The 26653-nt window shown below is 62.8% G+C and carries 22 protein-coding genes; 9 read left to right on the top strand and 13 right to left on the bottom strand.

All coding sequences use genetic code 11. The annotated features are described in order from the left end of the window. The first annotated feature begins 22 nt into the window (after positions 1 to 22). Positions 23 to 1036: a hypothetical protein gene (locus ACLNEE_RS11945; protein ID WP_411422843.1), complete on the top strand. Its 1014-nt coding sequence runs from the start codon at positions 23 to 25 to the stop codon at positions 1034 to 1036. Between the two features lie 249 nt (positions 1037 to 1285). On the opposite strand, the gene ACLNEE_RS11940 is transcribed toward ACLNEE_RS11945, so the two are convergent. Both ACLNEE_RS11940 and ACLNEE_RS11935 read right to left on the bottom strand, forming a co-directional pair. Further along, complete coding sequence (locus tag ACLNEE_RS11940) at positions 1286 to 1471, bottom strand: hypothetical protein (RefSeq protein ID WP_412007167.1); 186 nt, start codon at positions 1469 to 1471, stop codon at positions 1286 to 1288. A gap of 83 nt (positions 1472 to 1554) precedes the next feature. Next, complete coding sequence (locus tag ACLNEE_RS11935; RefSeq protein WP_411422841.1) at positions 1555 to 1737, bottom strand: hypothetical protein; 183 nt, start codon at positions 1735 to 1737, stop codon at positions 1555 to 1557. Positions 1738 to 1853: 116 nt separating this feature from the next. On the opposite strand from ACLNEE_RS11935, the gene ACLNEE_RS11930 reads away from it, so the two are divergent. The 3 genes from ACLNEE_RS11930 (at position 1854) to ACLNEE_RS11920 (ending at position 5260) form a co-directional block, all read left to right on the top strand. Next, a complete protein-coding gene (locus ACLNEE_RS11930) occupies positions 1854 to 2081 on the top strand; it encodes a type II toxin-antitoxin system Phd/YefM family antitoxin (RefSeq protein WP_255104595.1) in 228 nt (75 codons plus the stop codon). Between the two features lie 10 nt (positions 2082 to 2091). Continuing rightward, positions 2092 to 2499: a type II toxin-antitoxin system VapC family toxin gene (locus tag ACLNEE_RS11925; RefSeq protein ID WP_411422840.1), complete on the top strand. Its 408-nt coding sequence runs from the start codon at positions 2092 to 2094 to the stop codon at positions 2497 to 2499. 262 nt (positions 2500 to 2761) lie between these two features. After that, a complete protein-coding gene (locus tag ACLNEE_RS11920) occupies positions 2762 to 5260 on the top strand; it encodes a 3'-5' exonuclease (RefSeq protein ID WP_412007166.1) in 2499 nt (832 codons plus the stop codon). 14 nt (positions 5261 to 5274) lie between these two features. Here ACLNEE_RS11920 and ACLNEE_RS11915 read toward each other — a convergent pair whose 3' ends face one another. Both ACLNEE_RS11915 and ACLNEE_RS11910 read right to left on the bottom strand, forming a co-directional pair. Next, positions 5275 to 6021, bottom strand: coding sequence for an RES family NAD+ phosphorylase (locus ACLNEE_RS11915; protein ID WP_411423964.1), 747 nt, complete (start codon positions 6019 to 6021; stop codon positions 5275 to 5277). Further along, entirely contained in the window at positions 6018 to 6398 is a 381-nt protein-coding gene (locus tag ACLNEE_RS11910; RefSeq protein WP_412007165.1) for an antitoxin Xre/MbcA/ParS toxin-binding domain-containing protein, read from the bottom strand. The genes ACLNEE_RS11915 and ACLNEE_RS11910 overlap by 4 nt, the downstream gene beginning before the upstream one ends. 188 nt (positions 6399 to 6586) lie before the next feature. Between ACLNEE_RS11910 and ACLNEE_RS11905 the strand changes: the two genes are divergently transcribed. From ACLNEE_RS11905 to ACLNEE_RS11890, 4 genes are all read left to right on the top strand, one after another. Then, positions 6587 to 13123 carry a DEAD/DEAH box helicase gene (locus ACLNEE_RS11905; protein ID WP_411423962.1) on the top strand — a complete coding sequence of 2179 codons (6537 nt, stop codon included), beginning with the start codon at positions 6587 to 6589 and terminating at the stop codon, positions 13121 to 13123. Positions 13124 to 13350: 227 nt separating this feature from the next. Beyond that, positions 13351 to 14061, top strand: a complete 711-nt coding sequence (locus ACLNEE_RS11900; RefSeq protein ID WP_411423961.1) for a LuxR C-terminal-related transcriptional regulator — start codon at positions 13351 to 13353, stop codon at positions 14059 to 14061. 256 nt (positions 14062 to 14317) lie between these two features. Next, entirely contained in the window at positions 14318 to 18043 is a 3726-nt protein-coding gene (locus ACLNEE_RS11895) for a sacsin N-terminal ATP-binding-like domain-containing protein (protein WP_412007164.1), read from the top strand. A 4-nt stretch (positions 18044 to 18047) separates the two neighbouring features. Then, positions 18048 to 20243: a 3'-5' exonuclease gene (locus ACLNEE_RS11890; protein WP_411423959.1), complete on the top strand. Its 2196-nt coding sequence runs from the start codon at positions 18048 to 18050 to the stop codon at positions 20241 to 20243. A 24-nt stretch (positions 20244 to 20267) separates the two neighbouring features. On the opposite strand, the gene ACLNEE_RS11885 is transcribed toward ACLNEE_RS11890, so the two are convergent. After that, positions 20268 to 20630, bottom strand: coding sequence for a zincin-like metallopeptidase domain-containing protein (locus ACLNEE_RS11885; protein ID WP_411423966.1), 363 nt, complete (start codon positions 20628 to 20630; stop codon positions 20268 to 20270). A gap of 13 nt (positions 20631 to 20643) precedes the next feature. Between ACLNEE_RS11885 and ACLNEE_RS11880 the strand changes: the two genes are divergently transcribed. Further along, positions 20644 to 20844: a sigma factor-like helix-turn-helix DNA-binding protein gene (locus ACLNEE_RS11880; protein WP_412007163.1), complete on the top strand. Its 201-nt coding sequence runs from the start codon at positions 20644 to 20646 to the stop codon at positions 20842 to 20844. 11 nt (positions 20845 to 20855) lie between these two features. Here ACLNEE_RS11880 and ACLNEE_RS11875 read toward each other — a convergent pair whose 3' ends face one another. The 8 genes from ACLNEE_RS11875 to ACLNEE_RS11840 form a co-directional block, all read right to left on the bottom strand. After that, the gene (locus ACLNEE_RS11875) at positions 20856 to 21050 is read right to left on the bottom strand and encodes a hypothetical protein (RefSeq protein WP_411423957.1); all 195 of its coding nucleotides are present in this window, start codon (positions 21048 to 21050) and stop codon (positions 20856 to 20858) included. A 3-nt stretch (positions 21051 to 21053) separates the two neighbouring features. Then, a complete protein-coding gene (locus ACLNEE_RS11870; protein ID WP_411423956.1) occupies positions 21054 to 22103 on the bottom strand; it encodes a hypothetical protein in 1050 nt (349 codons plus the stop codon). A 12-nt stretch (positions 22104 to 22115) separates the two neighbouring features. Next, positions 22116 to 22793, bottom strand: a complete 678-nt coding sequence (locus ACLNEE_RS11865) for a hypothetical protein (protein WP_411423955.1) — start codon at positions 22791 to 22793, stop codon at positions 22116 to 22118. A 40-nt stretch (positions 22794 to 22833) separates the two neighbouring features. After that, entirely contained in the window at positions 22834 to 23076 is a 243-nt protein-coding gene (locus ACLNEE_RS11860) for a hypothetical protein (protein ID WP_411423954.1), read from the bottom strand. A gap of 80 nt (positions 23077 to 23156) precedes the next feature. After that, positions 23157 to 23867, bottom strand: coding sequence for a hypothetical protein (locus tag ACLNEE_RS11855; protein ID WP_411423953.1), 711 nt, complete (start codon positions 23865 to 23867; stop codon positions 23157 to 23159). 10 nt (positions 23868 to 23877) lie between these two features. Then, positions 23878 to 24312, bottom strand: coding sequence for a hypothetical protein (locus ACLNEE_RS11850; RefSeq protein WP_412007162.1), 435 nt, complete (start codon positions 24310 to 24312; stop codon positions 23878 to 23880). Positions 24313 to 24345: 33 nt separating this feature from the next. After that, the gene (locus ACLNEE_RS11845) at positions 24346 to 25254 is read right to left on the bottom strand and encodes a major capsid protein (RefSeq protein ID WP_411424481.1); all 909 of its coding nucleotides are present in this window, start codon (positions 25252 to 25254) and stop codon (positions 24346 to 24348) included. Between the two features lie 131 nt (positions 25255 to 25385). Next, positions 25386 to 26549 (bottom strand): Fic family protein, encoded by a 1164-nt coding sequence (locus ACLNEE_RS11840; protein ID WP_411424480.1) that lies wholly within the window; start codon positions 26547 to 26549, stop codon positions 25386 to 25388. Positions 26550 to 26653 lie beyond the last annotated feature (104 nt).

Raw genomic sequence — 26653 nt, 5'->3', positions numbered from 1 at the left:
AAACGCTGAACCGCACCGCGGCGTGAAGCTCAGCGTGTTTGAGCTGCTCACCGCCCGCTTCTGGAGTCACGACCTCAAACTCCGCGAACTCTGGGAGCAGGCCCGCAGCGATCATCCGCTGATCGCGCTGTTTGATGTCGATCCCTACTACGTGCTGATGGCCATCGCCCTGGCCAGCGGCAAAACCCCCAGCTGCAAACGCGGCGATGTGCTCAACCTCACCGCCGAGCAGGTCACCACCTGGTGGCAGCCCGTGATTGATGGCCTGGCCCTCTCGCTCACGATCCTCCACGACGACTGCTGGGTGCTGCAGCCCAAGTGGCTTCCCTTCAACACCATGCTCTCGCCGATGGCTGCTGCTCTCGCCCGCGCCGGTGCCAGCAAGGGTGTGGCCATGGGAGCCCAGCGCGAACAGATCAAACGCTGGTTCTGGTGCTCGGCCTTCAGTCAGGCCTACGAAAAGTCGCCCAACACCCAAAGCGGTCGGGATGTCGGCGAACTCATCCCCTGGCTCAGCGATCCAGCGGCACCCGCACCCGAGAACGTGCGCCAGTTCCGCTTCAACCCCGAGCTGCTGCGCGATGTCACCCCCCGCCAGCGCTCCCTCTACCGGGCCACGATCTGCCTGGCCCTTGCCAGCGGTGATCGACCGCTCGACTTCCACAGCCGCGCCGTGCTCAACGATCAGCTGCTCACCACCAGCGGCATCGATGACCACCACATCTTCCCCGCCAAGTTCCTGGAAGACCGCGGCTACGACAGCCGCCAGCGCGACTGCGTGCTCAACCGCTGCCTGATCGACAGCGCCACCAACCAGCGCATCAGCTGCAGCGCCCCCTCCGCCTACATGGCCGAACTGCGTGACGAACCCGGCTTCCCCATGCAGGCCGTGCTCAGTAGTCACCTGATCCCCTGCGAGCCTGAATCAGGTTTGTGGACGGACGACTTCGACTCTTTTCTGGCTCAGCGGCAAGAGCTGATTGCCAGCGCTATCTCCAAAGCCACAACTGGCGTTGTTGCTGAGCTCGCCATCTAAATGATGCCATCAGTACCGCGTTTCGCCACACCACGTCGTGCTTTGCTGGCCAGATGGATCGCTTTCTCGCCGATAGCTAAGGACAGCTCAAGGGGCCCTATGTGTCGATAGCTCTGCCGTTCCACCAGGGCTCAGCAATGCGGTCCAGCACCCAACGCTCGGTGAGCTCCGGATGGCTCTTGAGCGAGAGCTTTGTGATCGATTCGTACTTCAGTGCTTCAGCTGCTCTACCAGCACCGCGAACTGCCCTTAGTACTCCTCCTGGCTCAGCTCCCCAGCCGCAAACCGCTGGGTCAACCGCTCCATCCCGTCCAGGATCATCGCATTGGTCTTGTCCTCCACCGAAGCTTCGAGCTCCACTGCCTGGGGATCCGCTGCTTCCGCTGGCTTCTCCTTGTTGAACAGTTTGCCGGCCCAACCAACGGCCTCCCCCACCTTGGCCCCGGCCCGAGTGGCCACATCGTCAACGGCGAACAATGCCTGATCGAGCTTGCCATCCTCTCTACGGAAGCGCTTGGCTAGAGCGAGTAGCTGCTCAAGCAGCTTTTCATGAACTTGGCGAACCAGGTGCCGTCCTGGATGGCCTGGAAACCGAACGACTTGGCCGTCTCTTTCAGGTCGGAAACTTCCGCCAGGATCCCAGCCTTGATCGCTTCCGGGTCGTAGCCGCCACCATCTGCAGTTGGGTTCGCGTTGGCCACGGCGGCGGGGTAAGTTCCGCGATCATCTTCTTCCTTTCCAGCTCACTTGGCTGCTTTCCTGATTGACTTGACTTAGCCGCACATGGACTAAGCTGATCCCATTGCGGGTCCTGGCCATGCAAGTGAACCTCCACGACGCCAAGACCCACCTCTCTCGCTACGTGGCCCAGGCCCTTGAGGGGGAGGAGGTGGTGATCGCCAAGGCCGGCCGGCCGCTGGTGCGGCTGGTGCCAGTGCAAGACCCCTCAGAGGTTCGCCGCGGCGGGTTCCTCCAGGGTGCTGCCGTGGCCAGTGCCGATCTCAAGGCCGACTTCGCCAGCGAGATCGACGCACTGTTTGGCTGATCCGGCAGACTTGACCCCGACCGAACCCCAGCCCCTGCTCTTCGACACCCAGCTGCTGCTCTGGTGGGCCATCGAACCGAAGCGGCTGCCTGCTGCTGTGGCCAGCCTTTTGGCAGATCCGGCCCAGCCGGTGGTGCTCAGCGTGGTGAGCCTGTGGGAGGTGGCCATCAAGTCGTCGCTCGGGCGAGCCGATTTCCAGGTGGAGGCTTCCGCCTTGCGCCTGGGTTTGCTTGGTCAGGGATTCCGCGAGCTGCCTGTGCGCGCCGAACACGCGCTGGCCGTGCAGCACCTCCCCTGGATCCACCGCGACCCGTTCGACCGCCTGCTGGTGGTGCAGGCCCAGGTGGAAGGCCTTCGCTTGCTCAGCTCCGATCGCACCCTGGTGCCCTACGGAGTCCATGTTGAGGCCGTGGGCTGATCCTCAGACCTTCGCCCTGCTGGGGCACCTGAACCGGATCAAGGTGGAGCTGTGTGGCCGTCGGCCGCACAGACGAGCGGCCGGATCTGGTGGCCACGCCATGAACGCCGCCGAGGTGGCGGCCTGATGCTCCCCTTTGTTGTAGGAAACGAGTTGGAGCAAGGGGGGCTGCTGATATCTGAGGATCCTCGGCGCAGCAGCTTTCCGCAAGCCGCCCATTTCCCAGGTTGCTGTTGCCGGGGAGTCTTCACCACTCGTCTGCATGCCAAACAAGAGTTCTGACATCCTCGTTATCGACACCGAAGGCGCTCCCATCCTGCGGGAGGTGGCCGTGGTTGACGGCCATGGCGAACTGCTGCTGGAGGCGCAGACCTCCGGCCACGGCGATAGCTACCACAGCAGCGATCTGACCCGGCCGTTGCCGGATCTGCTCAGGGAGCTTCGGTCGTCTTTGCGAGGCCGCCGGTTGGTGGCCCACAACGCCAGCCACGACAGCGCCGTGCTTAGCGCCAGTTTCGAGGTCTGCGGGCTCACACCACCGGTGCTCGACTGGCACTGCACCGTCTCCATGGCCCAGGAACTGCACCCAGGCCTCGACAGCTACGCCCTCGGCGCCCTCTGCGATCAACTCGGCGTGAGCAGCGAGCCCTTCAGCCCGGACGCCGCCCACCAGGCCGCCTACGACGCCCGCTTCACCTACCTCCTCTATCGCCACCTGCAGCGCGATCAGCTGTCCCGCCGTCTGGCGGCACAAGCCAACCCCTTCAGCAGCTCGCGGGTCGATACCCCTTTCCAGTCCTTCTCCGACGACCGGCTCGTTAATCAAGCCCCGTTTCAGCGGCTCGCCGCCGTGCTCCAGAGCGTGGCCGCTGACGCCAACCGCCAGTCGCAGGGTGCGGTGTTGATCGGTGAACCTGGCGCCGGCAAAACCCACCTGGTGATGCGCCTGGCCCAGGAGGTATTGCAGAGCAACCGCCTGCTGTTCATTCGCCAGCCCACCCAGGCCACCAGCGTTCTCTTTCACATCTATTCCCGCACCCTTGAATCGCTGGTGGAGCTGGTGGGCGATGGCCCCCACAGCCAATTGGACCTGCTGCTGATCCGATCGATCAGGGGCATCTTCGCCGAGGCTGGCACCAGCACCGAGCGCGACCGCGAGATCCTCGCGGCCCTGGAAGCTGAAGACCTTGGCCGGCTTGGGCAGGAAGGGAGTGACGCCCGCCGCCAGCGCTGGGAACGGATCGAAGTGGTCCTGCTGCGCTGGTGGGCCGATCACCACGGCGCCGCGGGCTACGGACGTCAGATCCTCCAGGGTCTGCTGCGCTTCTGCCGCTACAGCGAACCCCGCCGCCGCGAGAGCTGCCGCCGCTGGCTGGCCACCGGTGAGCACGAGCCGGTGGATCGAGAACTGGAAGGCCTCAGCCCCTGGAACGAGGAGCAGCTGCGGGAGGAGTTCTCCCTGCAGGCCCTGCGTGTGATCGGCCTGCTCTGCTGCCTTGATCAGCCCCTGATTCTCGTCTTCGACCAGCTGGAGGGTCTTTGGCTGGAGGGCAACCGAGCCGTGCTGCTCCGCTTCGGCGAGGTGATCAAGGAGTTGTTCACCCATGTCCCCCACGCCCTGGTGCTGGTCACCCTGTTTCCCGACCGGTGGCAGCAGTTCCAGAACGACTTTGACGGCAGCATCACCGGCCGGGTGGCCCAGCACGTGATCCAGCTGGAGCAACCCAGGCCCGATCAGATCGAGGAGATTCTCGATCTGCGTCTTCAGCCGCTCGGAGCCAGCGCCCGGGAACTCTTCTCCAGTGAGGAGATCACCGCCATCGCCCGCCAGCCCTCCATCCGCAGCTGCATCAACCGGGCAGGCGCCGTTTTCGAACATCGCGTGCGGGGGGTGCCGCTGCCCCCGCCGCCGGCAGCGGCTGCAGTGGCTTCCCATGCCGCCGATGGCCTGGGTCTGAACCGGCGCCTGCTGCTGCTGGAGCAGCAACTGGGACAGATCTTGCAGCGCCTCGATCGCTTGGAAGGCAGGGCGCCCGTTTCCGCATCCACCATCACCCCGGCCATGCCCCAGGCCATGGAGACGGGTCACCCTCCCGACGCCGAGGGGATCCTTCCTGCGGATGTTTCGGAGGTTGCCGGCACCGAGCCGTCCATCGCCTCCGACGAACTCAGTGCCTATGAGGCCCTTTTCCTGCGCTACCGCACGGCCACCCTCGAGGTGATCACCGAGCGATGGCAGCGCTCGCAGATCGTTGATGAATCCGATGACGCCGGCAAGCTGAAGCAGATCTGCACCGGCTACCAGCAGATCCGTTCCCTGAGAATCGGGGCGCTGCGCCTCGGCAACAAGCGGGTGCCGGACAACGTGCTGATCGAAAGCACCGGCCCGTCGCGCTGCATCGCCTTTATGCACGTGGCCAATGCCAACGCGATCACGGCCCGTCTGGGCAACCTCAACCAGCTGGTGATGAAGTATCGCCAGGCCCAGTTCGTGCTGATGCGCGATGGCTTTGCCCCTGTGATCCGCTCACCGGGCGGCATGGCGGCGATGGAGGCCTTCCGCAACGGCAGCGGCGACGGTCGCAAGCGCACCTTCTGGCGCCCACTCGACCACGACAACCGGGTGGCCTTGGAATACGTGCATCAGCTCGTGAGCGACATCGTCAACCGGGAACTGGACCTGCCCCTGCCGGCGGGCCTGGAGCTCCTGGCCCGCCACGACTCCGACAACTGGGTGGTGAAGCTGCTCCACCCTGCCTGACCACGGCCAGGGATTCAGGCCGAAGGCTCAGGAAAGACGCCATTCACCTCAAACTGTCTCCGCTGGAAGTGCCACACGCTGTTGTCATCCAGGCATCGCAAGGCCACGTCGCTGGTATGGCTTTCCACCTGCACATCCTCCTGATCAAAGGGGGTGCTCTGAAACACGCAGCAGCTGATCGCACCGAACTGCACCACATCGTCAATGCTGCGGGCCGAGTGATACTCAAAGGCTTCAAGTCCGGCCTCACGCATCCGCTGGCCCGTGGCCTGGGCAAAACGCGTATCGACAGGATCACGCAGGCAGCGCTGCAGGGCTTTGGAGTGTTGCTGTTGCAGCTGCAGTCCACGCTCCGTGCGCACGTTCACGTGGAACAGGGTTTTGCGCATCGCCGCGCTGCGCGGAAAGGGCCGTTCAGGTCCGGCTTGAAACACCAGCTCGTAGAAGGCCCCCTCCAGGAGGCAACCCAGGCGTGATCGTGAGCCATAGAACAGGCCCCGTTCCCAGGGCCTGGAAAAGCGCGACCCATAGCGTTTCGGATAGCGGAACGGGGTGAGAAGCAGCCGATGCCGCACCGGGCATTCTTCCGCATCCGGCAGATCGGGTTTGCTGGTCTCCAGAAAGTCCTCCAGCCAGGCCTGCTCCTCCAGGCTGTCGGCGATGCGCCGCGTGGCCTGGGCACCCTGCTGCTCCACCAGCCGCATCACCACCCCATCCAGCCGGGCGATAGCCGTGAGATCAACCTTTGGCGCCGGGCTCACGGCCGCCCGCGCATCGCGTCGAGATACTGCACCAGTTCCACCAGCTGCACCGGCTGTTGCAGCTGCTGCCGGGGGATCCCGCCGGTGTGACGGTTGGCGGTCTCCAGCCAGTGCCGCATCAAGGCCGGGTCATCGCCCACCAGGGCAGAAAGGCTGCGATGCAGACGCAGCACCAAGGCCATCATCTGCCGGGTGTGGGGATCGATGCGTCCCTGAGCCCGGCCTTGTTCGAAGAACGTGCGGCTCTTGCCGATGGCCTGCGCTGTTTCCTGGGCCGTCAGGCCCAGCTCCTCACCCGCTCGCTGCAACGCCTTGCGCAGCAGGACGTTCTCATTGACGCCGCTGGTGGCCTCGCTGGGCCTGCTCTGAACGGCCACTTGCCTCCTCCGTCGTCGTCCCACTATGCCTCAATCGCGGCAAATCGGAACCACTTGCCTCGACTGAGTCAGTTCAAGGCGGCCGGAGGCCTGTGCTTCTCCGGCATCTTTCCAGGGGGTGTATCGATCAGATCGCTTGGCGGAACAGTGATCGCGTCTAGCCTGGTCAAGCAAAACGTCTCACCGACTTGCTCCCCTCCGTTGTCGCCAGCGAGCTGGAGCAAGTAGCGCAAGACGGGATCCGCACTGCCTTCCACCCCACCACCCCGGGCTTCAAAGGGCTGATCGATCGCTTCCTGGCCGATCGCGAGCGGCTGCTCAAGGGCCCCTACGTGTCAGTGGCGCTGCCGTTCCACCAGGGCTCCGGCCGCGACTGGTTTCCCCAGATCCCGCTTCCGTTCCCCCCCTACCGGCACCAGGAGAAGGCCTTCGACCGGCTGTTGCCTGGAACGCCCCGCAACACCCTGGTGGCCACCGGTACGGGCTCCGGCAAAACCGAGTGCTTTCTGCTGCCGCTCCTCGAGCACTGCCGCCTGCAGCACGCCCAGGGCCAGCGGGGCATCAAGGCGATCCTCATCTACCCGATGAACGCCCTGGCCACCGATCAGGCCCGCCGCATCGCCGATCTGGTCCACACCATCCCCGCCCTGGCGGGCCTGCGCGCCGGCCTCTACATCGGTGCCTCCGACGATGACCCCACCGCGGCAATGACCGCCACCAGCGTCATCACCGACAAAGAAGCGCTGCACAAGGCTCCGCCCGACATCCTGCTCACCAACTACAAGCAGCTCGACTACCTGCTGATCCAGCCCCACGTGCAGGCCCTCTGGCTCCACAACGGGCGCCAGCCGGATGGCACCAGCGTGTTGCGCTACCTGGTGGTGGATGAGTTCCACACCTTCGATGGCGCCCAGGGCACCGACCTGGCCTGTCTGATCCGCCGTCTGCGCGATCGCCTCCACTGCCCCGGGGAGGAGCTGGTGTGCGTGGGTACCTCCGCCACCCTCGGCGGCCCCGAATCGCGGGGCGCGATGCGCGACTACGCCGGGCAGATCTTCTCCAGCCGCTTCGAATCGGATTCGTTGATCGAGGAGGAACGGCTCAGCCCAGAGGAGTTCTTCACGGCCCACACCGCCTTCGGCGAGGAGGGACTCTTCGCCCTGCCGCTGCCGGGGCTCGAGGTGCTTGAGGCCCTGGATCCGGAACACGCCAGCAGCGCCGACGCCTACATCCAGAAACAGGCAGAACTTTGGTTGGGGGAAACCCTGCCGGCTCCGCCAGGCGATGCCGTCGCCGATGAGGGTTGGCGCCTGGAGCTGGGTCTGCGGCTCGGCACCCTGCCGGCGGTGCACAACCTGGTGCGCCAGGCCGCCACCACCTGTTCCATCGAGGAGCTGCTGGTGCGCTTCTCCCGGCAGCTCGGCCTCGGCGATCGCTATCCACTGCGCTACCGGGTGCTGCTGCTCGAAAGCCTGCTGGCCCTGCTCGCCCATGCCCGCCGCATCACCAACAAACTCGACGGCACGCCCGTGGTGGTGCCCTGGCTCAACCTGCGCCTGCAGCTCTGGCTGCGGGAGCTCAAGCGCATGGTGGCCTCGGTGGAGGCCGAGCCAAAGCTGATTCACTCCGACGACCTGGCCGGCAAGGACAGCGGCGCCCATCTACCGGTGGTGCATTGCCGGGATTGCGGTGCCACCGCCTGGAGCTCCACCCTGCTGAATCAGGGCAGCCATCACCTCGATCGCGGCGGCAACCTGCGGGCGTTCTACAAAGCCTACTTCTCCGGCCAGCCGGAAGTTCGTTATCTCTTCCCCCAGCAGCCCTTCCAGCCTGGCGTCCCTCAGCCCGAAGCCACCCCGGAAGCGGCCAGCCTCAAGGTGCTCTGTGCCGACTGCCTCACGGTCCACTCCTCCAAAGACCTCAAGGACGTGTGCACCAACTGCCAGAGCCGTGAGCTGCTGCTGGTCGATATGCCCGATTGCGGCTACCTCGATGAGAACAACCATCCCCGCATCAGCCGCGACTGCCCCTACTGCAACGCCCAGCAGGGCCTGTTGCTGCTGGGTACATCAGCCGCCAATCTCACCAGCACCTGGAGTTCCTCGCTGTTCGCCTCCGCCTTCAACGGCGACAAGAAGCTGCTGGCCTTCTCCGATTCGGTGCAGGATGCCGCCCATCGCTCCGGCTTCATCGCCGCCCGCGCCTACCGCACCTCCTTCCGCACCGCCCTCACCCACACCCTGCAGCAAACCGGGCCTCTACCGCTCGATCAGTTGCAGGACCAACTGATCAGCCGCTGGCAGCAGGAACTGCCGAATCCGGTGGACTTCGCCGCCACCTTCTTGCCGGCTGATCTGGAATGGCTGCGGGAGTGGGACGCTCTGACACATCAGGACAACCCGGTCCTGGGCGCCGACGGCTTCCTGGTGCGCACCGTCTGCGAACGCCTGCGCTGGGAGGTAGCCGCTGAATTCGGCTATCGCTCACGCCTCGGCTCCTCGGTGGAGCAGGCCGGATCGGCGGCCGCCGCTGTGGATCCAGCCCGCATCGAGGCCCTGCTGCCGGCCCTGCTCAGCCGCCTGCAGAACGAAGTGGAGCCCCTCCGCCATGCCCGGATCGGTCAGGTGCAGCAGCTGGTGGTTGGGCTGCTGCATCAGCTGCGCCAGCGCGGTGCTATCGCCGTTCCCGAGCTGGTGGGGCCTGATGGCAAAGGGACGGAGTACCTCAGCAGCGGAGCGGAGAACACCTTCAAGTTCAACCAGATCCTGCACACCCCCAAGTTCGGCCGTTCCTCCACCCGGCCGATCTTTCTCACCAGCTACAGGGGCAAGGGAAGCTTCCAGCAGCTGGTGCGTGAGAAGGGCCGCCCAACCTGGAGCCAGCACTGGTTGGCGCGCACGCTGGAGGCCAGCGCCCCACTCGAGGCCGAGCAGCAGAAGGATGCGCTCCAGGCCGTGGTGGCGGCTCTCACGGAGGCTGGCCTGCTGCAGGGCTTCTCCGGCGCGCGGGGGGAACACATCTGGGCGATACCGCCCCAGGTGCTGCTGGTTGCCGCCCAGCCCCAGCTGCTGCGCTGCGCCTGCTGCGGCGATGGGCAGAGCGCGCTCACCGAGCAGCTGCCGGTGTGGGAGGGCATGGCCTGCCTGGTGCGCCACTGCCCAGGTCACTACGGACTTGATCCCCGCGCCGGCCTGCCGCTTTACCGCCGCCTCTACGAGCGCGGTGCGGTGCACCGCATCGTGGCCCGCGAGCACACCGGTCTGCTGGCGCGTCCTGATCGCGAGCGGCTGGAAACCCAGTTCATCCGCGGTAAGTACCGCAGCGATCCCAACCTGCTCTCGGCCACCTCCACCCTGGAGATGGGCATCAACATCGGTGATCTCTCCACCGTGCTGCTGGCCTCGGTGCCACCGGAGCCCGCCAATTACCTCCAGCGGATCGGTCGTGCCGGCCGCCGCGATGGCAATGCCGTGGTCGGCACCATCGTCACCGGCACCGCCCACGACCTCTATTTCTTCTCCGATCCCCGCGAGATGCTGCAGGGGCAGGTGAGCCCCCCCGGCTGCTACCTCGACGCCGCCGCGATCCTCAAACGCCAGCTGCTGGCCTACACGATCGATCGCTGGGTGCAGAGCGGCATCACCGCGAAGGCGCTTCCGCGCAAGCTCAAGCCCGTGCTCGATGCCGTGGAGCAGGCCGGCAAGGAAGCCACCATCCCCGATCGCTTCCCCTACAACTGGCTGCGCTGGTGCCATGCCGAACAGTCGGCCCTGCTCGATCGCTTCCTGGGGCTCTTCGATGAACAGCTGCAGGAGCCCAGCCGTCAGGAGCTGCGGGCCTACTTCCTCAGCTCCCCCGATGCCGGCGAGTCGGCTGCCTTCACGGCGCCTTTTGCCAGAGGCCTGATCGTGCGGCTCGAGGAGCTGATCGCGGAGCGCAAGCGCCTGCGCAACGAGGCCACCAAACTGCGCGAGCGCTTCAACAAGCTCGCCGCCATCCCGGAGACCTCTCTGCTGGAGCAGCAGCGGGACGACAAAGACTCGATCCGGCGCGAGCAGATCGCCTACAACCAGCTGCGCAAGGACCTCGATGGCCGCCCCCTACTGGCCATGCTCACCGATGAGGGCTTCCTGCCCAACTACGCCTTCCCGGAAGCCGGCGTGACGCTCAAGTCGGTGCTCTGGCGCCGGCTGCCCGCCCGCGGCGGCGGTGCCCGCCGCACCGAGGAGCTTCCGACCCTCAGCTACGAGAGGCCTGCCAACGTGGCCATCCGTGAACTCGTTCCTGACGGCCAGTTCTATGCCCAGGGCCGGCGGGTGAAGGTGGATCAAATCGATCCCAACCTCAACAAACCGGAGCGCTGGCGATTCTGCCCCTCCTGCTCCTACGCCTGCCGCGAAACCGACGATGACTACAACCGCAAGGAGTGCCCCCGTTGCGGCCACAGCAGCTACGCCGACCATGGTCAGGTCAAGGAGATGGCCCGCCTGCGTCAGGTGCAGGCCACCACGGAAGACGCCCGCAGCCGCTTCGGTGATGACACCGACGAGCGCAATCCACTCTTCTTTCACCGCGAACTGCTGATCCTTCCCGATCTGGCCCGCCGCGAGATCTCACTGGCTGTCGACGACGAGGAGTTCCCCTTTGGCGCCGAATACCTGGCCAGCACCACCTTCCGCGAGATCAACTTCGGGGAGCTCACACCCATCGGAACCACCCACACCATCGCCGGCAAACCCCTGCGGGTGAGGGGCTTCGAGCTCTGCCGCAGTTGCGGCAAGGTGCAACGCGGCCCCGCCAGGGCATCCAACCACACCTGGGCCTGCACCTTCCGCGACAAGCCCGACAACGCCCAGCTCCGCAACCTCCTGTTCATGTACCGGGAGTTCAGCTCCGAGGCCCTGCGCTTCCTCCTGCCCGGTGCCAGCTTCTGGGATGAGGAGGGCCAGCCCTCTTTCGTGGGTGCGCTCCATCTGGGCCTGCGCCATCGCTTCGGCGGCAAGGTGGACCATCTGAGCTCTGCCCTCGGAGAAGAACCCCAGCCCGGCAGCCAGCAGCGCAAAACCTTTCTCTATCTCTTTGATTCCGTCCCCGGCGGCACAGGCTATGTGCGCCAATTGATGGAGCAGGGCGGCAAGGATCTGCGCGCGGTGTTCCAGGGCTCGCTCGAGGCTCTGCAGGCCTGCCCTTGCAGCGACGGCTGCTACCGCTGCATCTTCATGTACCGCCAGCGCTTTGATCGCGAGCGCACAAGCAAACGCCGCGCCATCGAGCAGCTGCAGGCGATTCTGCGTCGCTGGGACGACCTCCAGGCCACCGACCGCAGCCTTTCGGAGATCACGATCAACAGCCGGGCCGAAAGCGAACTGGAGCTGCGCTTCCTCGAGGCCCTCCGCACCGGCAAGGGTGCCCCTGATGGCGTGCCGGTGGTGCTCAAGCAGGACGTGATCCATGGCCGCATCGGCTACCTGCTCAAGATCGGCAGCGGGCCAGCGGCCACCACCTGGAAGGTGGAGCAGCAGGTGCCGCTGGGTGAGGGCGAAGGCGTGGCGGAGTTCTCCCGCGCCGACTTCCTGCTCACCCCCACCGCCGGCGGCAAACCGATCGCCATCTACACCGACGGCTGGGAGTTCCACCGATGCCGCCTCGCCGATGACGCCCGCCAGCGCATGGCCCTGCAGCGCAGCGGCCGTTACTTGATCTGGTCGCTCAGCTGGAACGATGTGGTGGAAAAACTGCCCAGCGCCCAGTCCCCGCTCGAACCCAATGGCTTGGCAGTGGGCGTGTTGCCGACCTTCGCCACCAAGCCAGAGACGTTCACCGATCGCTGGTGGCCCGAGGCGGTGCTCCAGACCCTTCCTCAGCCGCCGCTGCTGATGCCCCGCGACGTGCAGGCAGCCAACAGCCTGCAACTGCTGATGGCCTACCTGACCAACCCCTCAGAGCGCCTCTGGCAAGGGCTGGGCCAGCTGTTCTGCCTGGCTCAGGGCAGCTCCAAAGCACTCGATGCCCCCGAGATCAACGCGTCCATCAACCATCTGGCGTTGGCCGATCACGTGGCTGAGTGGGAGGGCAACGAGCCTGGGAAGCGGGTCGGCCAGGTGCTGGCTATCGCGCCAGGTCTCACGGCAGTGAATCTGCTGGACCAGGCCCGCCATGGCTGCCGGCACCCTGCCGCCAGCTGTCGCTCCATCCACTACGACCCGGAACCCGCCAGTTCGGACCAGCAGCGGCAGAGTGCCTGGCAGGAATGGTTGCGTCTGGGCAATCTGTTCCAGTTCCTGCCCCACATGCTGCTCACCACCCCCGGCTGGAGCGGAGCGGACCAAGCCGCAGCCGTGGACCCCCCAGCGGTGTGGGTCACTGGGGAGGCGGCAGGCAGCAGCGGGGAAGCGGACACGCCCTCCAACCCGGAGCTGCAGCGGCAGTGGAATCAGGCTCTCGATCTGGCGGACCCAGAATCAAGTCCGGTGCTCCTGGCATTGCGTGACCCTCTTTTACAGGGACAGATCCCCTTCCCCGATCTTGGTTACGAGCTGGTCGGGCCGAAGGGAGACGTGGTGGCCCAAGCGGAGCTTGCCTGGCCCAATAGAAAACTCACAGTGCTCTCTAACAAGGAGGACCTCGCCGTCTTTTCACGAGCTGGATGGAGGTGCCTGGAGATCAGGGGAGGAGCAGAAGTAGCCATTAAAATTAGACTCTCGCTAGGGAATAACTACGCCTAAGTATTTATTTGTGCCAACATATTCAACGATCTCCACGCTTTAAGTGACTTGCTTCAGCTGCTTGACGGCTTTCGCTTTCCAGCCATCCATTCCCTCATCGATGGCCCAACTTTCAGAAGGACTGTGGCTGGCCCGGAAATGTAGCTATGATCACCCTATCAGGGAGCCATTCGAAGTGGCAACAGCCTCGCATCCAGTGATTCTTCCTGCAGTTCGTTGAGTGAGTCTTGGACCTGACGGACCTCATACCGGAGATCCCCGCCTTACTGGAGGAGCTGGACGAACTTCTTAGAGGGCACACCACTGTTGCTTGCCTCGAGCACTTGAAGTGGCTAGGGGCCTTCATGTGTATTCCGCCGATTCAAAAAAGCCTGGTAGGTGCAGCCACCACTGAGGATGAAGCCTTAGAACTCGTTCGGAAGCACAGGCCCAGTCTCATAGTGGTCAGCCAGAGTCTCCAGCAAGGAACTGGATTGTCATTGGTGGCGAGGGCGGAGGCAATCGACCGCGCGACTAAGACACTGCTCGTCGCCGATGATTCAAACGAGACCTTAGTGCGGGAGGCACTAGCACGAGGTTGTGAAGGAATCTGCTTCCAATCAGAGCGCTTCATACCGGCCCTTCGAGTGGTCGCAGGAGGAGGGGTCTACTACCCACAGCCTGTTGCAGCAGTCTTGCGACAGCAGGCTCCTCCACAATTAGTGGAACCTTTGACGGCACGGGAACGAGAGGTCCTCAACCGTCTGATGCTTGGACTGAGTGACCAGCAAATCAGCAAGCAACTGGTGGTGAGCCCAGAAACCGGCAAAACTCTTGTGAAGCATATTTTCCAGAAACTTCGTGTAGACAACCGAAGGAAGGCTGTAGTGAGGTCTATTGCTGCAGGGCTGATCAACCTAGAATCGGCGCTTGAGGGGAGCACCATGGTTTCTGGCTGACCTGTGCGGCGATGTAGCGTCTATGAGGACATGAAAGCGGAAATCCCCCATTTAGGGGATGTGATGAGGTGGGATCCCAAGTGATGGTAAAGGGGTATAAGAGTTGCTTCGGTCACAGCATTCCGAATCATGCGCCTAACCTCGAAGCTACAATCTTCTCAAGCAGCAAGCCTATCTCTTCAGAAGAGCATGGCAGTTGAAATGCATACTTGATCAGATTTATACATCAACTATCTTTCCTATCCGCTAAACCATGATGACAAGTAACTACGAGCTTATTAGAAATCAGCATGAGGAATGGTACGGCACTCGAATTGGAGACTGGGGCGCTGACGTGCTCGCAGATAGATACGATGAAAAGTCTCATTTCATCTATGAACTCTTGCAAAATACCGAAGACGCCCTAAAGCGCAGGCACGATCAGTCGGGTAGTAAAATAGCAACTTTTACTCTTGACACTGACCGGCTTAGTCTTCGTCACTATGGAAAACCATTCGACGAAGAGGATGTTCGTGCGGTTTGCTCAATTGCCAGGAGTACGAAAGACCTTACTTCAATTGGCAGATTTGGCCTTGGCTTTAAGTCCGTATTTACGTATTCAGAACGACCAGAAATACATTCCGGGGCAGAAGACTTCATGATTCAAGATTACGTTATGCCTCATGGTATTGCAGCAATTAATAAGGAAGAAAATGAAACAGTGATTTCAATTCCATTTCGTAGTTCAGATGAGTTTCTGCTTCACGAGCTGCGCTCAAAACTGAAAAGTCTTGGGCCCGAAATACTGCTCTTTCTTCGCGAACTTGAGCAGATTAAATGGTCAGATTATGAAGGGAACAAAGGAGCGTATTCAAGGCATGTCGAAGTAATTGACAAGACAGCAAGACGGGTGTCATTGCACGCAGATTCTGACATCCGAACCGAAGAAGAAAAATCTCGAAAATTGCAGCTCGATGAAAAATGGCTAGTGTTCTCTAAAGAAGTCTACAATGCAGGCGAGGTAGTAGGATTTGTTGAACTAGCTTGGCTGACTGATGGCGGCAAAGAGGGCGAGCAAGAAACCCTTTTAGAGCTAGACCGCTCATATCTCTATGTGTATTTCCCCACAGTAATTGACACGCACCTTGGTTTCTTAGTACAAGGACCTTATAGGACTACATCAAATCGAGATAATGTTCCTTGGCGTGAAGAATGGAACCGACTTTGCATAGAGTCCACATCGGAACTGTTGGTAGATGCATTGATCTGGCTAAGGAATTATAGGCTGCTTGACCTGAATGCACTGAGCTGCTTGCCAATCTCCAGGACACGTTTTTCAGGGGGGATGTTTGAACCTCTCTACCATTCCACAGTCAAAGCATTCTGTGAGCAAGAGCTTGTTCCAGTGCACCCAAGCGGTTATAAGCCAGCACAGCAGGTCAAGATATCGAGTTCAGAGGCTTTGAAGGAGCTGATAAGCAGTGAGCAGTTGACGCAGCTCTTCAATAGTGAGATACCACTGTTTTGGCTTGCAGATGCCAACAGTCTTTCACTTGATTCTGAGGTAGAGACTTTTCTTGCTGACGAATGTAGTATTGAATCGCTGAGTCTATCTGAAATAGTTCCCAGATTAACACCTGGGTTTCTAACTGAGCAGTCAGACGAGTGGATGCGTTCGCTCTATGAATTATTGAATACCGAGGCATTTCACACTTGGTATCTTAAAGGCGCCACGCTCCTTAGACTTGAGAATGGCTCTCATGTTTCAGCGTTCTTAGACGACGTAGCGCAGGCATATCTACCTGCATCCTATAAGACCGAGTTTCCGACTATCAAGAAGACGGTATGTAATAGCCCTGATTCACTGCGGTTCCTACGGGGTCTTGGGCTTGCTGAACCAGATCTAGTAGATAATGTTATTCATAACATCATTCCTCGCTACAAGCCTACTTCGAATCAGGACAGAGAACTGCCTGCCGATAAGGTTTACGAAGAAGATATTCGTCAGATCTGCAAGGCTTATCGTGAAACCTCTGGAATCAGGGTCAAACAGCTAGTCGGTAAGCTAAAGAATATTCCATTTGTACTTTGCGTTGATATGGCTGATGGAAAAGCATGCATGGCACGACCGACTGAAGTCTGCTTGTGGACAAAACGACTTTATGAACTTCTTAATGGCATCGACGGAATTTTGTTGACAAATCGTTCAGCAAAGATTCTCCTTGCCGAGGACTCACGCACAATGTTAGAGGCCTGTGGTGCATCTCGTGAACTCAGGCACGAGTATGCCGGCCTGTCATGGACTGAGATGGCGGACTTACGAAAGCAGTCTGAACAGCCAGAGACATCGAATCGAAAAGATGATCACGACAACAAGATACTTCTAGGCTTAGAAGAGCTTCTTATCTTATTGCCTTCATTGCCAGATCAAGAGCAAGTGAAGCGCGCATCCCTACTTTGGGAGGAACTGAGTACAATCGCGAATAGAAGAGGTCCAGAATTTTTTAAATGCACATACTCATGGACTTATCACGGCAAGTACTCAGTAAAGTTTGAGCCTAAATTTATCGGCCAACTCAATGCCTGCTCATGGATTCCCGATGGTAGCGGGGGGCTAGTCTCGCCTTCTGAAATCTGCTTTTCAGCTCTTGGGTGGAAACCAAACAACGCATTAAACAGCAGCATTAAATTCAAATCTGAAAGCATCGATATTCTGGCCAACGAACTAAACCTTGACTCAAAGATGCTCGGTATAATAGCTAAATTATTTAGGGATACTCCGGAAGATTATGAAAAGCTAGAGAGTTTCATTGAAGGACTGGTGAAACACAAGTCGTTGTCACCGCAACAGGTTTCCGATCAAGAGCCGACCTCTATGGCAAGCATGAATAATGAGGCAGGCGATTCTATTCATTCTGAAAATTCAAAATTAGATAAAGAGGGGCTTCCATCTGCAATAGAGCCAGGCAATAACGATAGCATGAAGTCTGATGCTATTTCGCCTAACGCTCAGGCAGGGACAGCTCAGAGTTCAAGCCCTATTAGACAATCTACGGCAAATACTAGTTCTGATACGCAACCTCTTCACAGTCAGACAGCTCAGGCTAAGACGACTCCTTTAAGGCCAGCCTCGGCAAACGGGCGCAAAACCCAGAGCGAGTTGGCCTCCACCAGGGACTCTAAGAATCCAGCCGATCCCCAGAAGAAGGCTGACGGGACAGGGAATCAAACCACCCAAGGCTATAAGGAGTTTGTCTCGTTCATTTCCTTGAGTGCGGACAGTTTCGGCAATGATCTCAACGGACTTGCCCAAGAAGAAAGACTACGACTTGAAGAAGAGGCCATCTTGCTGATAATGGCTAAGGAGCCTGGCTGGAGTCGCACTCCACTCAATAATATTGGATTTGATCTCTATCGTGGAGGAACTTTAGACGCCCCAAATGAGGTGTGCGAAGTCAAGTCTATGAGCTCAACTCTAGCGGATAGACCTGTTGCCATGTCCAGAGCGCAGTTCGAATGCGCTCAGCGTCTTGGAAGTCGTTTCTGGCTCTATGTTGTCGAAAGAGCAGGCACCAATGATGCCGGGATACTTCGCATCCCCGATCCTGTCGGAAAAACAACAAGCTATTCAATTGATAGAGGCTGGAGGTCTATCGCTATAAAGGACACTCAGGCCTCTGCGCCCTTGGATAAGATTGAAAGCCTCATCGCCCCTGCATATAAAGCTCTTCTGGAGAATCTGAGAAATACATCTGATTCGCGTGAATTCATAGATCCTGATGTTGGATTTGAATTGACCGACGAGAAGGGTGCAATTGTTGCTTATGCGGAACTTGCTTGGCCAACGCAGAAAATGGCTATTGTCGACACTGAAGAGGACCTGTCCGTGTTCGAGGCCTATGGTTGGCAATGTTGGGCATCAGAAGAAGGCTTAGACTTCGGCCTCCATTCTGGACTTCGTCTAGCCACTGTCGAGGCTCTGAAACCACTTCTTCTTAAGTAGCTACATGATCCCAGATAAACTAACCGTTGCCCTCTCCACCGGCTTTCTTAAGGCTCTCAACCAGCTGCCGGAGAAGGCCCGCGGCAAGGTGGCGGCATTCATTTCCAAGTTTCGCGATAACCCCCGCAGTCCTGGCCTCAACTACGAGCGCATCGAAGGCGGTAAGGACCCTCTGATCCGCTCAATCCGCGTCGATCAGGACATCCGCTGCATCCTGCGGGCGCCGGAGCAGGGAGATACCTACGTGCTGCTCTGGATCGACAAGCACGACGACGCCTATGACTGGGCTCGGCGGAAGACCTGCCATGTGAACCGGGTTTCTGGTGCCCTGCAGATCGTCGATGTCGAGGCGGCCGAAAGTGCCGTTGGGGTTGCAACCGCAGCGGCCGGCACTGAAGCCATCCCAGCAGCTCCCATTGCCATTGCCAGCCAGGAGAACCGGGCCAATACAGAGCTGGCTTCGTTGTTCACCCATTGCGACGATGACCAGCTCATGCTGCTCGGCGTACCCGAGGCCTTGCTACCTGCAGTGCGTGCTGTCCAGAGCGAAGAGGCCCTGGCGAGGCTGATCGAATGGGTGCCGCAGGATTGCGTCGATGGCCTGATCCTGTTGGCTGAGGGAAGGCCGATCCAGGCGGTGATCGAGGAGCTGGAGCGCCAGCGGCCGGACCACATCGATCCCGAGGATGTGGCCACGGCGTTGGCCACACCCGAGAGCCAGGCGGAGTTTCTCGTGATCACCGATGACGACGAGCTGGAAGCCATGCTCTCAGCGCCGCTGGAGCAGTGGCGGGTGTTCCTGCATCCAAGCCAACGACGACTGGTGAATCGCGACTGGAACGGCCCGGTGAGGGTTCTGGGGGGCGCCGGCACAGGCAAGACGGTGGTGGCCATGCATCGCGCCCGCTGGCTGGCCAATCGGTTGCTGGCCTCGGATACCCCTGGTCAGGTGCTGTTCACCACGTTCACCCGCAACCTCGCCACCGACATCCGCAGCAACCTCGCCAAGATCTGCAGTCCAGAAGAGCTCCGGCGTATCGAGGTCATCCACCTCGACGGGTGGGTGATGACCTTCCTCAAGAACCAGGGTTTGCAGGTGCGGGTCTTCAACGACGAAGCCCGCGAGGCCTGCTGGAGCCTCGCCATGGATGTGGCCGACCCTGCCATGGGGCTAGAGGAGCGCTTCTACATGGAGGAGTGGAAAGATGTGGTGCTCGCCAATGGCTGCCGCTCCCGCGACGACTACCTGGCTGCACGCAGGATCGGCCGCGGCACCCGCTTGAGCAAGCAGCAGCGGGCTCAGATCTGGCCGGTGTTCGATGCCCTTCGCGCTGAGTTCCGGCAGCGCGGTCTCTGGGAACCGGAAGAGGCCAAAACCGCAGCGGCAGATCTGCTGCGCAATGCCGATCAGGGGGGGCGCTACCTGGCAGTGGTGGTGGACGAGGCCCAGGACCTTGATGTTGCCTCCTTCTCCCTGATCCGCGTGCTCGCGGGCGAGCCCCACGCCAACGACCTGTTCATCGTGGGTGACCCGCACCAACGCATCTACGGCAAGCCGATCGTGCTCAGCCGCTGTGGCATCGACGTACGCGGTCGTTCTCGCAAGCTGCGCATCAACTACCGCACCACCGAGGAAACCCGCGCTTGGGCCACGGCTGTCCTGGAGGGGGTCAACTTCGACGACCTTGATGGCGGCAACGATCCCAGCAGCGATTACCGCTCGCTGCTCCACGGCGAGAAGCCCGTGCTCCGGGGTTTCGAGGACCCGGCTGACGAACAGCGCTTCCTACAAGACTCCCTCACCCAGCTTCGCGGGATCGATGGCAACCTCGCCTCCACCTGCGTCACCCTGCGGACCAAGACGGCCCGCGACCGGGTCGCCCAGGCACTGGAAAAGGCGGGGTTCCCTGTTCGGCTGATTGAGGCCAATGAAGCCGATGATCCCAGCGATCCCGCCCTGCGCGTGGCCACGATGCATCGCGTCAAAGGGCTGGAATTTGACCAGGTCTTCATCCCCGAGCTCACCGCCGAACAGATGCCCTACCGCGTGGAGGTGAGCAGGCGGCCGGATCAGGTCTCGCGTGAGCAGTTCGAGCAGCAGGAGCGATCCCTGCTTCATGTGGCGGCCACCCGAGCTAAGAAAAGGGTGGTCGTGACCTACAGCGGCAAGCCATCGTCATTTCTGACGCCGAGAGGCTGAGCTACGGCGGAGAGCACACAGCATTCAGGCGGGATGTGCCTCGCCGTCTACCTTTGGCTGCCCAGGTGCCTCTGGGCAGATCAGATCCGCCGCCTGCCGCTCCTCGCTGAGCATCTGGAACAGCACATTGGGCGACTCATTGAGCATCTCGATCCAGTGACCGAGATAGGCGGCATGGCTCTCCATCTCGCTGCCGAGCTCCAGCCGATCGCCGAGCAGCACCGCCCGTAATTCGGCGATCAGCTCCTCACGGGCATAGCGCGCCCTCCCGAAGGCACCGCTCAGATCTGGCTTCATCCGGGACTCATGGTCGATGGAGTGGATCTGCTCGTGGGCCCAGGTGACACAGAACGAAGCAGGCGTGTGGAAGCTGGCGCGATCGGGCAGCTGGATCCGATCGATGGCGGCAGGCAGACAGCAGCCCCGATCCCCTCAAAAGCTGACCGGCACTCCCTGCTCGATCAGCTGGCGGCTCACCGTCCTCGAGGGCCTCTCACTCCGCGCTGCAGCCGAGCGGCTGGAGATCAGCGCCATGTCGGTGCAGCGGGCCCAGAAGAAAGCGCTCGCCGCCCTGCGTCAGCAGCTGGTGGGGGCGGGCTGAGGCCCCTTGGCTTAGGCCTGCTCGAACACCAGCGTGGAAAGCGGCCACCAGCCGCTGCCGCCCTCGTCGTAGGCCAGCTCCACCATCGGATCGTCCTCGGGAGTCCCGGCCGCAGGGCTGAGCACCGTGGCGCCGGTCTCTGGGCTGATCAGATCCCGCCAGCAGCGCGAGCCAATCACCGGCAGGGCAGTCGTGGGATCAGGCATGGGTCAAGGGCTCACCATCACCCGGTTGCCAGCGCCGCTGTTGCTCACCGCCGCGAACTGTCGCCGCTGGGCCGACCAGCAAAGCGAGCGCCAGCCCAGATCGGCCGGGGAGCTGCGCACCGTCCAGCTGAGGCCGTCTGGGCTGGTCATGATTCGGTTGCCGGTGCCGCTGCTGGCCACAGCTACCAGCAGCTCTCGCTCCGGCGCCCAGCAGAGGGAGGTCCAGGCGTTGTCGGCCGCCGAACTGCGGCTGGTCCAGTTGATGCCATCCGGGGAGGTCATCACCCGGTTCCCTTTGCCGCTGCTGCTCAGCGCCACCAGCAGACCCAGCTCAGCCGCCCAGCAGAGCGCCATCCAGTTGGTGTTGGCGGCAGCCGTCCGCAGTGTCCAGTTACGGCCATCGGGAGAAGTCATCACCCGTTGGGTCCCGCCAGTGCTGCTCACCGCCACCAGCAGCCCCAGTTGAGGCGCCCAGCAGATGGAACGCCACTCCTGATCCGCGGCAGCCGGGCCGTCCGTCCAGGTGAGGCCATCGGAGCTGGTCATTACGCGGTTGCCCGTGCCGGTGCTGGCCACGGCCACCAACAAGCCCAACTCGGGTGCCCAGCAGATCGAGGTCCAGCTGTTGTCGGCTGGCGTCTGGCGCAGGTCCCAGCTGCGGCCATCCGCTGAGGTCATCACCCGCTGGCCGGTGCCGCTGTCGCTGACGGCGACAAACAGTCCCAGCTCAGCGGCCCAGCAGAGCGCCACCCAGTTCTGATCGGCTGCTGCCGGTTGGGCGCTCCAACGGATGCCATCGCTGGAGGTCATCACCCGGTTGCCGCTGCCGCTGCTGGCGACGCAGGCGTACAGGCGCAGTTCCGGCGACCAGCAGATCGCCTGCCAGCTGTTGTCCGCCGCCGAGCGCACGGTCGACCAGAGCACACCGCTGATCCCCAGCACCGGCAGCGGGCTCAGGAGGTCTGCCATCGCCGCTGCCGGCAGCTGGTAGGTGCCGGCCTGGGGCCCGACGGGACGGGTGATCGCGAGCAGGTCACCTGGTTGGAGGGTCATCAGCTGCGGCGCTCAGGGCAGGGCCGGCAGGGTGCTCAGGTCCAGCGGCATGTAGTCCCCGGCCGGCTGGGCGGTGGCCATCGCCGCCTGCAGCTGGGCCGCGTCCACCACCCGCCCGGGGGTGCCGTCCGCCAGCGCCAACGGATCGGCCAGCTGCACCACGCCGGTAGCGGCGGTTGTTGCGGGCTCGACGCTCAGCAGCGGTTGGGCTGGATCGCTCTCATCGACGGCCAGCGGTGCGGCCACCTGGATGCGGATCACGCCTGCGCCATCGGGGCCCAACGCGGCGTTGGCACTCCAGTTGCTGCCGTCAAACAGCAACAGATCCCCCTGGGCGATCTCCTGGCCGGCGATACCGCTCCAGCTGGCCATGGCGGGGCCTGAGGCACTGGCCAAGTACACGTCTCCAACAGCGGCATCGGCAGGGGCCTCGTCGCTTGTGGGATCGATTGCACCCCGGTAGTGCAGGGCGCCGGGGATGGCGGCATGGAGAGTGCCATCGGCATCCACCGAGAGGTTGGTGCCCGGCCTGATCGCCCCGATCGCCGCCGCCGTGGCCGGCGTGAGCATGAAAGCCTTGACCTCATCAGCCGTTGCCCGGTAGGGCGTGCTGCCGCGCTGCACCAGCAGCAGGTCGGTGGGCTGGGGCAGGGAGCGGCCGGCGGTGCGGCTCTCGGTGGTGGTGGCCATGGCGATCATTGGAAAAGCGGAATGCGATTGAGACGAGGGATCAAGGCGGCAGTGGGCTGAGCAGGCGCAGGTCCAGTGCGATCACCACCACCCCATTGCTGGCGGTGGCACTGATGAGCGGCGCCAGGGCCTGCACGGCACTGACACCCCCGGATGGCGGTGGTTCAGGGGTGCCGCCGTCCTGCAGCTGGGCCAGGCCCAGGAAGATCACCCCCTGCGGCCGGCTGCTGCTGCGGCACTGGGCCGTCAGCTCGGCCAGCACGGCCGGATCGGGAGTGAGCATCGGCGCCAGGGCAGTGCTGCTGAGCTGTTGCCAGGCCCCAGCCAGGGATGCGCTGGCCGGGGCAGCGCTGGCGGCTGGGATCAGAGCAGGGCATCCCCCAGCTCCAAGGCCGCGAGATCGGCAGGATCGCTGCTGGCAACACCCGTGCCGTCGCTTGTGGGCGTGCTGCTGCCGCTGGCCTGGGCCTCCAGCGCCGTGGCTTGCTCCACGAGCTCAGCCTTGGTCTGGCTGCCATCGAGCTCCACGCCGTAGACGGTGGAGCAGAACTCGACGATCTGGGCCTTGGTCATGGCCTGGAAGTCGGTGGGCTCTGAAGCCAGCAGGGCTTCTCCGTCGCTGGTGGTGGCTTTCGTTGACTCAGGCGGCTCTCCGGAGGGCGTGGGCTCATCTGGTGCTGCCGCGGGCTCCGTCACTTCTGGTTGCTCGGGCTCGAGGTCGAGCGCATCCACCAGCTCCGGCTCCGGCGCGGTGTCCCCGGCATCAACCGGGGCCGGGTTATCGCCGCCGCTGGCGGGGCTGAGCAACTGCCAGCCCAGGGCCTGCCAGCCGGCCAGGTGCACCGGCCAGATCGAGCGGGTCACGCCGTCCTTGGCGATCAGCAGCTGGCTAGGAGGCAACAGCGATGCATCGCCCACACCCGGATCAGGGCTGACGGTGAGCCGCTGCTCCGGGCCCGAGAGGCGAACAGGCGTGGAGGCGGGGTTGCTGCTGTCGAAGGGCTGCAGCAGCTCCAGCGGCAGCGCCTCAGCTCCGGCGGCTGCGGTGGTGAGGGTGTCGAGTGGGGTGTCCATGGCGCTCACCTCACAGCCCCTGGTTGGCGGTGAGCGCCACGGTCATCCCCACCGGCGTGGCGGGAGAGACCGTCGCCCGCGCCAGCCGCAGGCAGGGCGGAGTGATCAGCTCGCTGTCGGCCGGATTGATCAACAGGGCAGCGCCGCTGATGATCGCCTCCACCTTGCCGCCGGCGGCAGGGATGGCGACGGCTGCGGCGGTGATCCAGCTGCCAGCGTTGCCATCAGCCAGTAGTGGCGCCAACTCCAGGGTCACCGTCACCGCCTCGCTGTGCCCAGGGTGGGAGGCCACCAGCACAAAGGAGCTGGCGGCATCGAGATCGGTGCCGAGGTTGACGACATCACCGCTGCTGCGGGTGTGTTCGTAGCAGTCGGTGGCGGAATGGTTGATCCAGCCGACGAGCACCGTCTGGGCATCGAGCAGCCGGGTGGCTTGAGAGGTCATGGAAGGGTCTCCGGTAGGGATGGGATGAAGGGGTCAGGGCAGCACCAACGGCATGGGCGCCACGTTGAACAGGCGGGCCGCTGCCTTGCGGTTGCACACGGCAAAGCCCACGTACCAATCCACCCGGGTTCGGAACACCGGAGCGTCGTGCACCTCCCCGAAGTCCCGCACCGAGATGCCGTAGCGGCCCTCAAACGGCCCCTGCAGGCCGCACACCGCCGCATCACCGAGCACGCAGCAATAGATCGAGGTGGTGCCTGCGGGTTCGTCGTAGCCGAGCACGGCGTTGCCCTCGGCGTCCTCCTCCACCAGCAGGATCTCGATCCCCTCGAAGTAGTGGCGGCCGTCGATCACCTCATAGAGGTCGCCGCCGGCCTGACGGGAGGCAGTGCTGATCTGGCGGCGGGCCGCCTTGCTGGCGATCAGCACCTTGTCGCCGCCGTAGCCGATCACGCTGTCGGTGAGGGCCTCCAGCGCCAGCAGGTTGAGGGTGCTGCCGCCGTTGTCGATGGTCTGGTCCTCGCCGGGCACCAGGCGCTTGCTCAGCCCGTTGAAGGCCCGCGGATCGAAGGTGTCGTCGCCGTTGATGATCGCCGCCTCCAGCGTCAGGCGCATCGAGCGCACCTTCATCTCGGTCTGGGCCGCACGGGCCTCCGGGCCCTGCAGGTCCACGATCGAGCGGTCCACATCCAGGTCGCCGCCAAAGAGGTGCACAAACTCCGAATCGGAGTTGATGACGCCGTAGCTCTGGCGGTAGCCCTCATTCACCGCGCGGAAGCCGACGCGGGGCAGCTTGGTCTCCGCCGGGAAGCTCAGCGAGCCGCCCACAAGGTTGCGGAAGGGCAGGCGGCGCAGCAGCTCCCCCTCAGCAAAGGTCTTGAGCACCGCCAGCTGTTCAGCGCGGCGGGCGTATTTCTGCGCCTCGATCAAGGTCAGGCCCAAGGGCACGCTCCAGGGGCCTGGCCCCAGTGACAACAGCAGCTGTTGCCAGGTCCCTTGTGGGGAGGGTGATTGTTGAGGTTCAGGCTGCTGAGCCTGGAGCGATGACCAATCCCCAGCTCACTGATCCCCGCTTACGCGCAATCTCCTCGTGAGGGCCCGCCTGGCCAATGGATGCGATAGGCGCGGCTGCGGCCTTCGCCGATCGGCTCGATCGCCTGCTGTTCCACAAGATCGGCCAGATCGCGCCAGGCCGTGGCGCGGCTCACCTTGGTGAGGCTGATGGCCTTGCGCAGGGTCATGCCGCCCGTGAACCCCTCCGGCTCGGCGTCCAGCAAGCGATTGAGCAGTTTCTGCTGGCGGCTGTTGAAGCCGCTGTGGCGGTGGCTCCACCAGAAGGCGGCCTTGCGTTGCACCGCATCGATCACGGCGCCATTGGTGGCCGCCGCTGCCGTGAGCTGCTCCAGGAACCAGCTCAGCCAGCTCGTGACATCCTGATCCCCCCGCTGGCAGCGCTCCACTGCCGTGTAGTAACCCTCCCGCTCCCGCAGGATCTGGGCGGAGATGCCCAGGGCCCGGCCAGACAAGACCTGTTGGCTCTGGGCCTTGCAGTCCTGGGCGAGCAGCCGATCGGTGATCGCCCGGGCGAGGCGGCCGTTGCCGTCTTCGTAGGGGTGGAGGGTAAGAAACCAGAGGTGGGCCAGGCCCGCGCGCAACAGCCCGTCCAGCTGCGCAGGCGGGGAGGCGACCCAGTCCAGGAAGGCCTCCAGCTGCTCCTCGAGCTGGTCTCGGGGCGGCGCTTCAAAGTGCAGGCGCTCACGGCCGATGGCACCCGAGAGCACCTGCATCGGGGCCTCATCGCGCAGCTCACCGATCCGAATGGCGCGCAGTCCATCGGGGCCAGCAGCGAACAGGCGCTGGTGCCAGTGGTTCAGCGTGGCCAGGGTGAGGGGCTCATCCAAGGTGCTGGTGGCCTCCAGCAACACATCCAGCAGGCCCTCCACTTCGGCGCTGGCGGCCGGCTGCCCCTCGGCCAAGGGAAGGCGCAGACGGCGTGCGATTGAGGAGCGCACCTGGCCGGGATCCAGCAGCTCGCCTTCGATGGCGGCGGTGCCCAGACTCTCTCTGCCCAGCAAGGCGGAGATCGCCTCCCGATCGAGCGGGGGCTCCAGCGACTCCAGCCGGCTCAGCAGCTCCTGACGTGCGGCCCGGGCCTGCTCCAGCAGCGGCTCCAGAGCGGAGCCCTTCCAGCGGAACTGGGGCCAGTCCGGCTGTTGCCAGATCCAGGATGAAGCCATCGCCGCAGCCTAATCGCTTCATCCGATGAAGCGGTTGGCGGCAGGTAATCGCTTCATGGCCGTTGCAATGGCGGCTGGGGCCATGCGCTCGAATCGCCCGGCAG

The organism is Aphanothece stagnina RSMan2012, from assembly GCF_046764815.1.
GTDB lineage: Bacteria > Cyanobacteriota > Cyanobacteriia > PCC-6307 > Cyanobiaceae > NIES-981.
Note: the sequence above shows the minus strand (reverse complement) of the source record. Positions and strands in the feature narration are given on the sequence as shown.

What these genes read in the sequence shown, in the direction of transcription:
- ACLNEE_RS11930 (WP_255104595.1), top strand. Translation starts at nt 1,854, where the DNA reads ATGCAAGTGAACCTCCACGACGCCAAGACCCACCTCTCTCGCTACGTG.
- ACLNEE_RS11920 (WP_412007166.1), top strand. Translation starts at nt 2,762, where the DNA reads ATGCCAAACAAGAGTTCTGACATCCTCGTTATCGACACCGAAGGCGCT.
- ACLNEE_RS11895 (WP_412007164.1), top strand. Translation starts at nt 14,318, where the DNA reads ATGACAAGTAACTACGAGCTTATTAGAAATCAGCATGAGGAATGGTAC.
- ACLNEE_RS11890 (WP_411423959.1), top strand. Translation starts at nt 18,048, where the DNA reads ATGATCCCAGATAAACTAACCGTTGCCCTCTCCACCGGCTTTCTTAAG.
- ACLNEE_RS11880 (WP_412007163.1), top strand. Translation starts at nt 20,644, where the DNA reads ATGGCGGCAGGCAGACAGCAGCCCCGATCCCCTCAAAAGCTGACCGGC.
- ACLNEE_RS11875 (WP_411423957.1), bottom strand. Translation starts at nt 21,050, where the DNA reads ATGCCTGATCCCACGACTGCCCTGCCGGTGATTGGCTCGCGCTGCTGG.
- ACLNEE_RS11870 (WP_411423956.1), bottom strand. Translation starts at nt 22,103, where the DNA reads ATGACCCTCCAACCAGGTGACCTGCTCGCGATCACCCGTCCCGTCGGG.
- ACLNEE_RS11865 (WP_411423955.1), bottom strand. Translation starts at nt 22,793, where the DNA reads ATGGCCACCACCACCGAGAGCCGCACCGCCGGCCGCTCCCTGCCCCAG.
- ACLNEE_RS11860 (WP_411423954.1), bottom strand. Translation starts at nt 23,076, where the DNA reads ATGCTCACTCCCGATCCGGCCGTGCTGGCCGAGCTGACGGCCCAGTGC.
- ACLNEE_RS11855 (WP_411423953.1), bottom strand. Translation starts at nt 23,867, where the DNA reads ATGGACACCCCACTCGACACCCTCACCACCGCAGCCGCCGGAGCTGAG.
- ACLNEE_RS11850 (WP_412007162.1), bottom strand. Translation starts at nt 24,312, where the DNA reads ATGACCTCTCAAGCCACCCGGCTGCTCGATGCCCAGACGGTGCTCGTC.
- ACLNEE_RS11840 (WP_411424480.1), bottom strand. Translation starts at nt 26,549, where the DNA reads ATGGCTTCATCCTGGATCTGGCAACAGCCGGACTGGCCCCAGTTCCGC.